This window comes from Arthrobacter sp. Y3225116, from assembly GCF_059091245.1.
In genome coordinates, this window is sequence record NZ_JBNHGL010000156.1 from 1 (window position 1) to 6,999 (window position 6,999).

At 66.3% G+C, this 6,999-nt stretch carries 9 protein-coding genes; 5 read left to right on the plus strand and 4 right to left on the minus strand.

Annotated features, from left to right (window positions below; translation table 11 throughout):
* Positions 1–106 precede the first annotated feature (106 nt).
* From AC5RV2_RS12900 to AC5RV2_RS12915, 4 genes are all read right to left on the minus strand, one after another.
* The gene (locus AC5RV2_RS12900) at positions 107–970 is read right to left on the minus strand and encodes an amino acid ABC transporter permease (RefSeq protein ID WP_494092657.1); all 864 of its coding nucleotides are present in this window, start codon (positions 968–970) and stop codon (positions 107–109) included.
* Positions 967–1,662, minus strand: a complete 696-nt coding sequence (locus AC5RV2_RS12905) for an amino acid ABC transporter permease (RefSeq protein ID WP_494092658.1) — start codon at positions 1,660–1,662, stop codon at positions 967–969. Before AC5RV2_RS12905 ends, AC5RV2_RS12900 begins: the two co-directional genes overlap by 4 nt.
* A 67-nt stretch (positions 1,663–1,729) precedes the next feature.
* A complete protein-coding gene (locus tag AC5RV2_RS12910; protein WP_494092659.1) occupies positions 1,730–2,599 on the minus strand; it encodes a glutamate ABC transporter substrate-binding protein in 870 nt (289 codons plus the stop codon).
* Between the two features lie 52 nt (positions 2,600–2,651).
* A complete protein-coding gene (locus AC5RV2_RS12915; protein ID WP_494092660.1) occupies positions 2,652–3,470 on the minus strand; it encodes an amino acid ABC transporter ATP-binding protein in 819 nt (272 codons plus the stop codon).
* Between the two features lie 163 nt (positions 3,471–3,633).
* Between AC5RV2_RS12915 and AC5RV2_RS12920 the strand changes: the two genes are divergently transcribed.
* From AC5RV2_RS12920 to AC5RV2_RS12940, 5 genes are all read left to right on the plus strand, one after another.
* The gene (locus tag AC5RV2_RS12920) at positions 3,634–4,416 is read left to right on the plus strand and encodes an LOG family protein (RefSeq protein WP_494067335.1); all 783 of its coding nucleotides are present in this window, start codon (positions 3,634–3,636) and stop codon (positions 4,414–4,416) included.
* A 34-nt stretch (positions 4,417–4,450) separates the two neighbouring features.
* Entirely contained in the window at positions 4,451–4,843 is a 393-nt protein-coding gene (locus AC5RV2_RS12925) for a DivIVA domain-containing protein (RefSeq protein ID WP_494092661.1), read from the plus strand.
* Positions 4,840–6,084: a hypothetical protein gene (locus AC5RV2_RS12930; protein ID WP_494092662.1), complete on the plus strand. Its 1,245-nt coding sequence runs from the start codon at positions 4,840–4,842 to the stop codon at positions 6,082–6,084. The genes AC5RV2_RS12925 and AC5RV2_RS12930 overlap by 4 nt, the downstream gene beginning before the upstream one ends.
* A gap of 173 nt (positions 6,085–6,257) precedes the next feature.
* Complete coding sequence (locus AC5RV2_RS12935; RefSeq protein WP_493979326.1) at positions 6,258–6,437, plus strand: DUF3117 domain-containing protein; 180 nt, start codon at positions 6,258–6,260, stop codon at positions 6,435–6,437.
* A 12-nt stretch (positions 6,438–6,449) separates the two neighbouring features.
* A partial coding sequence (locus AC5RV2_RS12940; protein ID WP_494092663.1) for a M17 family peptidase N-terminal domain-containing protein occupies positions 6,450–6,999 on the plus strand: 550 nt, incomplete at its 3' end.

A 6,999-nucleotide genomic window follows, 5' to 3' on the forward strand; every position in this document is an offset into this window, starting at 1 on the left:
GGGGCGGCGGGGGACGCCGCGGTCGGGGAACAGGGCCGCCGGGAACGGGGAAGGGGAGGACGCGCAGGCATCCTCCCCTTCCCCGTCGGCGGTCAGCGGCAGCCGGTCACACCTTGACGGCCATCGGCTGCGTGGTCAGCGGCGCGGTCTCGCCCGCGGTCCGGCTGCTCAGGAACTTGGAGAGCCAGTTGGCTACCCAGGACAAGGCGAAGTTGACGATGATGAAGAGGACGGCCGCAATCGTCAGCGACTGCAGGATCGGACCGGCGGAGCCGTAGATCTGCATCGACCGCAGCAACTCGGAGTACGTGATGATGTAGCCGAGGGCGGAGTCCTTCAAGATCACCACGAACTGGCTGACCAGGGCAGGCAGCATGGCCACCAGCGCCTGCGGCAGTTCGATGCTGCGCAACGACTGGCCACGGCTCATGCCGATCGCCATGCCGGCTTCACGCTGGCCCTTGGGCAGGCCGAACACGCCGGAGCGGACCAGTTCGGCGATCACCGATCCGTTGTACAGCGTCAGGGCCGTCACGACGGCGTAAAACGGGATGTCGGCAGGGGTGCCGATTCTCAGCTGCCCAAACAGGAGCCAGAAGAAGATCATCATCAGCAGCACCGGGACAGCCCGCAAGAGTTCGACGATCACCCCGCAGAGCCACCGCAGGGGGCCGTTCGAGGCGAGCCGGCCCACGCCAAAGAGCAAACCGAAGATTACGGACGTGAGGATCGAGACTGCCGCGGCCTTAAAGGTATTCATCAGGCCCGGCAGGATGGTGAACTGCCAGACCTCGCCGGTCAGGAAGGGCGTCCACAGCTCGGATGCCAGCTGGCCCTTGTCGTTCAATCCGACGATGACGAAGATCGCCGCGCCGAGGAAGAGCAGGATGCCGATGACGTTGGTGACCATGATCCGCGCACGGGCCTTCGGGCCGGGCGCATCGAAGAGGACGTTCTGCTGGATTTTCATCGTGACACCGCCAGTTTCTTGGAAAGCCAAGTGGTCATCAGGCCGATCGGCAGCACGATGATCACGAAGCCGACGGCGAAGGTCGCGAATATGGCCATGATGACATCCGGCCGGAACTCGATCATGGTTTTCATCAGCCCGGCGGATTCGGCGACCGACGCCGCCGTTGCCACAGTGGTGTTCTTGGTCAGGGCGATCAGGGTGTTGCCCAGTGGCGCCACGGCGCCGCGGAAGGCCTGGGGCAGGATGACCATCCGTGCCGCCGGCAGGAAGCTCAGCCCGATGGCGCGGGCGGCCTCGGCCTGTCCCAGGGGCACGGTGTTGACGCCGCTGCGAATGGATTCGCAGACGAAGGCCGCGTGGTAGATGGACAGCCCGACGATGGCCCAGAGGAAGAAGTTGAAGTCGAAATCGCCGGAGAGGTTCATCTGGAGCTGGAAGACCGCCACCAGGATGCAGAACACCATGATGATGGTCAGCGGCGTGTTGCGGAAGACGTTGACGTACGCCGCGCCGGCCCAGCGGAAGCTGGGTACCGGTGAGATGCGCATCAGGGCCAGGACGGTACCCAGCACCAACGAGCCCAGGGCGGCCCAAAAAGCGAGCTGGATATTGACCCACAAGGCTCCGACGACGTCGTAGGTCTCCAGCGCCGTCAGGTAGCTCTGGAAATACTCGGACAAACTGTCCATCCCCTTTCGGTGGGAAGAGGCAGATCATGTTGTGGGGCGGGGGAGCCCCGCCCCACAACGGATGTTGCTAGGCGCAGGCTTCGCCCGGCTTCGGCGGGTTCAGGTCCTTGTTGTAGGAGTAGTCCACGCCCTCGGTGTTCTTCTTGAGGGCTTCTTCCCAGGCACCATCCTCGACCATCTTGTTGATGGCTGCGTTGATGTCCGCGCACAGCTCCGAGCCCTTCGGCAGGCCGACGCCGTAGTTCTCCTCCGAGAACGGGTTGCCGACCACCTTGTACTTGCCGGCGTTGTTCGGCTGCGCCGCGAGTCCGGCCAGGATGATGTCGTCGGTGGTCACCGCGTCGATCTGGCCGCCTTGCATGGCGGTCACGCACTCGGCGTAGCTGGGCCGCTCGACCAAGTTCACGTCGGCGGCGTGCTCTTCCTTGATGCGCTGGGCGGAGGTGGAGCCGGTCACCGAGCAGAGGTTCTTGCCGTTAAGGGCATCCGGGCCGGTGATTTCGGTGTCGTCGGTCCGGACCAGCAGGTCCTGGCCGGCCACGAAGTACGGTCCAGCGAAGTCGACGGTCTGCTTGCGCTCATCGGTGATGGAGTACGTCGCGAAGATCATGTCCACCTGGTTGTTGGCGAGCATGTTTTCGCGGTTCGCCGAGGGCGACTCGACGAATGTGATCTGGTCCTCCGAGTAGCCCAGCTCGTTGGCCACGTATTTGGCTACGTCCACGTCGAAGCCGGAGAACTGGCCGCCGGAGGAAAAGCCCAGGCCGGGCTGATCGTACTTGATGCCGACGCGGATGCCTTCGCCGCCGCCTTCGCCGCCGCCGGCAGTCTCGCCGCCGCCGCCTCCGCCGCCTGTGCCGCCGCCACCGCCGCAGGCAGACAGCACGAGCGCGGCTCCGGCTGCCATGGCAGCCATTCCATAACGGGTCTTTCGCATGTTTTCTCCTTGCGTTGTCGGCCCTCCGTCAGTGGAAGGCCAGGTGTGGGGGTCAGTGTTCGAGGATCTTGCCCAGGAAGTCCTTGGCGCGGGTGCTCTTCGGGTTGGTGAAGAATTCTTCCGGGGTGGCCTGCTCCACGATCTGGCCGTCGGCCATGAAGAGCACCCGGTCTGCTGCCTTGCGGGCAAAGCCCATCTCGTGCGTAACCACGATCATGGTCATGCCTTCCCTGGCCAACTGCACCATGGTGTCGAGCACTTCGTTGATCATTTCCGGATCGAGTGCCGAGGTGGGCTCGTCGAAGAGCATCACCTTCGGCTTCATGGCCAGTGCCCGGGCAATCGCCACGCGCTGCTGCTGGCCGCCGGAGAGCTGGGCCGGCAGCTTTTGCGACTGGTTGGCCACACCGACGCGCTCGAGCAGGCTCATGGCCAGCTCCTTGGCCTCGGACTGCTTCATCCCCTTGACCTTGATCGGTCCCAGGGTGACGTTCTCCAGGATCGATTTGTGGGCAAAGAGATTGAAGGACTGGAACACCATGCCGACGTCGGCCCGCAGCTTGGCCAGGGCCTTGCCCTCGGCCGGCATCTTCTCGCCGTCGATCAGGATCTCGCCGTCGTCGATGGTCTCCAGGCGGTTGATCGCCCGGCAGAGGGTGGACTTGCCGGAACCCGACGGCCCGATCACGACCACCACTTCGCCCTTGGTGACCTCCAGGTTGATGTCCTTCAGCACATGGAGGGATCCGAAGTGCTTGTTGACGTTCTTTAGGGACACCAGCGGCTGACCCGCCGGCGCGGCGGACGTGGCTCGGGTTGCCGCCGCCGGAGCGGCAGGCGGCGTTTTACTGTGCGATGCGTCACTGGTCATGGAATGAATCTAGCGAAAGATTCCCTTCAAGCAATGCATTCGCGACCGAACCGCCGGAATCGTGATTTAAGAGCAACCTGCGCCCGGGACCGCGCATACGCCGAATTGTCACCGAAACAGGGGAAACCGCCACGGATGGCCGGCGAATCTGTAGCCTTGGGAAATGACAAACCAGCAAGACATCCCGCTCCCGTCGCAACTTCCGGGCGCACCGAAAACCCGTTTCAAGGGGCCGGTTGAGCTGCGGCGCCGCCAGGCGGACATCCCGCAGGCCGACCAGTACCTGCTGGACACCAAGGACCGGGCGGAGTTTACGCACACGGATCCCTGGCGCGTGCTGCGGATCCAGAGCGAATTCGTCGAGGGGTTCGGCACCCTGGCCGACCTCGGCCCGGCGATCAGCGTGTTCGGTTCGGCCCGCACCCGGCAGGGCAGCAAGCACTACGCCATCGCCGAGGAGATCGGGCAGCTGCTGGTCCGGCATAATTTCGCGGTCATCACCGGCGGCGGCCCCGGTTCCATGGAGGCGGCCAACAAGGGGGCCAGCGAGGCCGGCGGCGTGTCGGTCGGACTGGGCATCGAACTGCCGTTCGAGCAGGGGCTCAACAACTGGGTGGACCTGGGCATCAACTTCCGGTATTTCTTCGCCCGCAAGACCATGTTCGTCAAGTACGCGCAGGGGTTCATCGTGCTCCCCGGCGGGCTGGGCACGCTCGACGAGCTGTTCGAAGCCATGGTGCTGGTCCAGACGAAGAAGGTGACGTCCTTCCCGATCGTGTTGGTGGGCACGGCATTCTGGTCGCCGCTGATCGATTGGATCCGCAACACGCTCTTGGCCGAAGCGATGATAGCGGAGGCCGATCTGGACTTGGTCAGCGTGGTGGATACGGCCGAGGAGGCAGTCGAGCAGGTCATCTCCGGGTTGTCCGCCCGCTCCGGATTTTGACCCGGCGGGACGTCCTCTCTGGCACGATGGTGCTGTGAGCGCATTCCTGGTTTTCCTTGCCATCGCCGTTGCAGGTGCGGCCGCTGTCGCCGCGTCGGGGTGGCGGGGCCGGAGGAAGGCGGCCGCCGACGGCGCGGGCGGCGGGGGCGCCGGCACCGGATGGGAGCGAGGGCACGTGGCCGCGCTCCAGGGCCTGAGCGAGCATGAGGCGCGACTGCCGGCGGTCTTGCTGCCTGAACACCCCCGTGCCGAAGACCTGGACAGTGTCCGGTTTTCCACCGCCCTGCGGGGCTACCGGATGGACCAGGTGGACGAAGTGCTGGACGTCCTGCGGGCCGAGCTGGGAGCCAAGGAGCGCCTGATCCGGCAACTGAGCCAAGAACAGCCACAGCACGACGGCGGTGCCCACCCGGCGCGGGAAGGATGACGGGGGTGCAGGACCGCCTCGCGCGCACCCGCGTGCTTCGGGAGGCCGTGCACGCGGAGCTTTCCTTCTGGCGCCGGCGGATCTCCGGGTGGCCGTGGTGGGTCCAGGTCTGCGTGCTCTACGCCCTTTCCCGGGTGTATTCGCTGCTGGTCTTCCTCGCGGTGGCACGCCAGCAGGGGCCGAATCCGTGGACTGGCCCGCACCCCGACTATTTGTCCTTTATCGGAATCTGGGACAGCGCCTGGTACGAGCAGGTCTACCAGGAGGGGTATCCCGCCGATATTCCCCGCGGCCAGGACGGGCGGGTCGACGAAAACCAGTGGGCGTTCTACGCGCTTTTCCCCGGCATCGTCCGCATCCTGGCGGCGGGCACCGGGCTGGGGTGGCAGTTGCTGGCACCGTTGGTTGCGACCCTCGCAGGTTTTGCCGCCGTGCTGCTCATCTACAAACTTTTCCGTCGCTACGCCCCCCACGGCACCGCGCTGTGGGCCGTGCTCTTCGTGGCGGTCTTTCCGGTCTCGCCGATCCTCCAGGTGCCGTACGCCGAATCGCTGAATCTGGCGCTGCTGGCGGGAGCGCTGCTGCTGCTGGTGCGGCGGAAGTACCTGCTGGCGATTCCCGTCGTCGTGCTGATGTGCCTCTCCCGGCCGGTCGGCGTGCCGTTCGCGGCGCTCGCAGGCCTTCACCTGCTGTGGCGGATCAAGCAGCGCCGCACCGATCCGCTGCAGACCCCGGAATTCCTCCGCGCGGCAGCGCTGGCGCTGGTCAGCTGTGCCGCAGCCCTCGCCTGGCCGGTGCTGGCCTGGTCGGTCACGGGCGAGATGACCGCGTACACCGATACCGAGACCGCCTGGCGGGGCGAGGCCCTGATCCTGTTCAAGCCGTGGTTCGACATGGGCGTGAACCTTTTCGGGCTGTTGGGCGGAATGATCGCCCCGCTGCTGCTGGTGGCCGCGGCGGCCTGGGTCCTCTGCTCCCGGCCGGCCCGGGAGATGGGGGCCGACCTGAGGCTGTGGTGCGCCTGCTACCTGGGCTACCTGCTTGCCTTTCTTCATCCGCAGACCAGCACCTTCCGGTTGTTGCTTCCGCTCTTCCCGCTGGCCTTGGCGGCGGCCCTGGTATCACGCAGCCGGGCCTACCGTGCATGCCTGGCAGTGATGTTCCTGGCCGGGCAGATTGTCTGGGTCACCTGGCTTTGGTCCTGGGCCGAACTGCCCGGCGGCGGGGACTATCCGCCCTAGCGGCGGCCGGCGCCGGTGCGCCCGTGTCGCGCAAATTAGCACCCGGTTGTGATGTACGCGATAATGGGTAGTGGTTGGACATGGCGGCCGGGGAACTGAAGGGCCGCCGATGTGAGGTTGGCGGGCAGGGCGATCACCGATCGGGCTGCCCCATGGCGGAAGGGAATTCCCAGATGGCTGCGATGAAACCGCGTACCGGTGACGGTCCGATGGAAGTGACCAAGGAGGGGCGAAGCCTCATCCTGCGGGTGCCCATCGACGGCGGCGGGCGTCTGGTGCTGGAACTGAATGCCGAAGAAGCCGGCAACCTCAAGGACTGCCTGCTCGGCGTCACCAGCGACGTGGCAGGCTAGGAACCGTTTGCTGTGAACCACGTTCCCTCCACCGCAGAGGAACAAACCGCCCGTCATCTGGAGCAGGCCCTGGTTGAACCGCAGATGGCGCGCGTCCAGGCCCTTCCGGCCCTCGGCCGTGGACAGTCCCCGGCCGAAGGCGCCGGGGATGTCACGGTGCTGGCGGTCCCCATCGCTGAAGGCGAAACTAACGTTGAGCGGGCCACACCGCAGCCGCGCCAGGGTGCCGCCGAGGCGGCAGCCGACTTTGGCGCCGACGTGGCGGCCCTGGCGGAGGTCCACGGGATCTCCGGCAAGGCCGGTGAAGTGCTGGCGGTGCCGGCGCCGCCCGGCTCCGCCCGGCTGCCTGAGCGCCTCGTCTTGATTGGGCTGGGCAGTGGCAGCGCGGCGGAGCTGCGCAAGGCCGGAGCCGCCCTGGCCAAGGCGACGATGGGCACCGACCGGGTGCGCAGCAGCACCGTCGAGGGCCTGCCGGAAGGGCTGCAACAGGCTTTCATCGAGGGGTTCCTGCTGGGCGGCTACCGGCCGCCGCGCGCCGGGACGTCCGCCGCGCCCAAGCCGA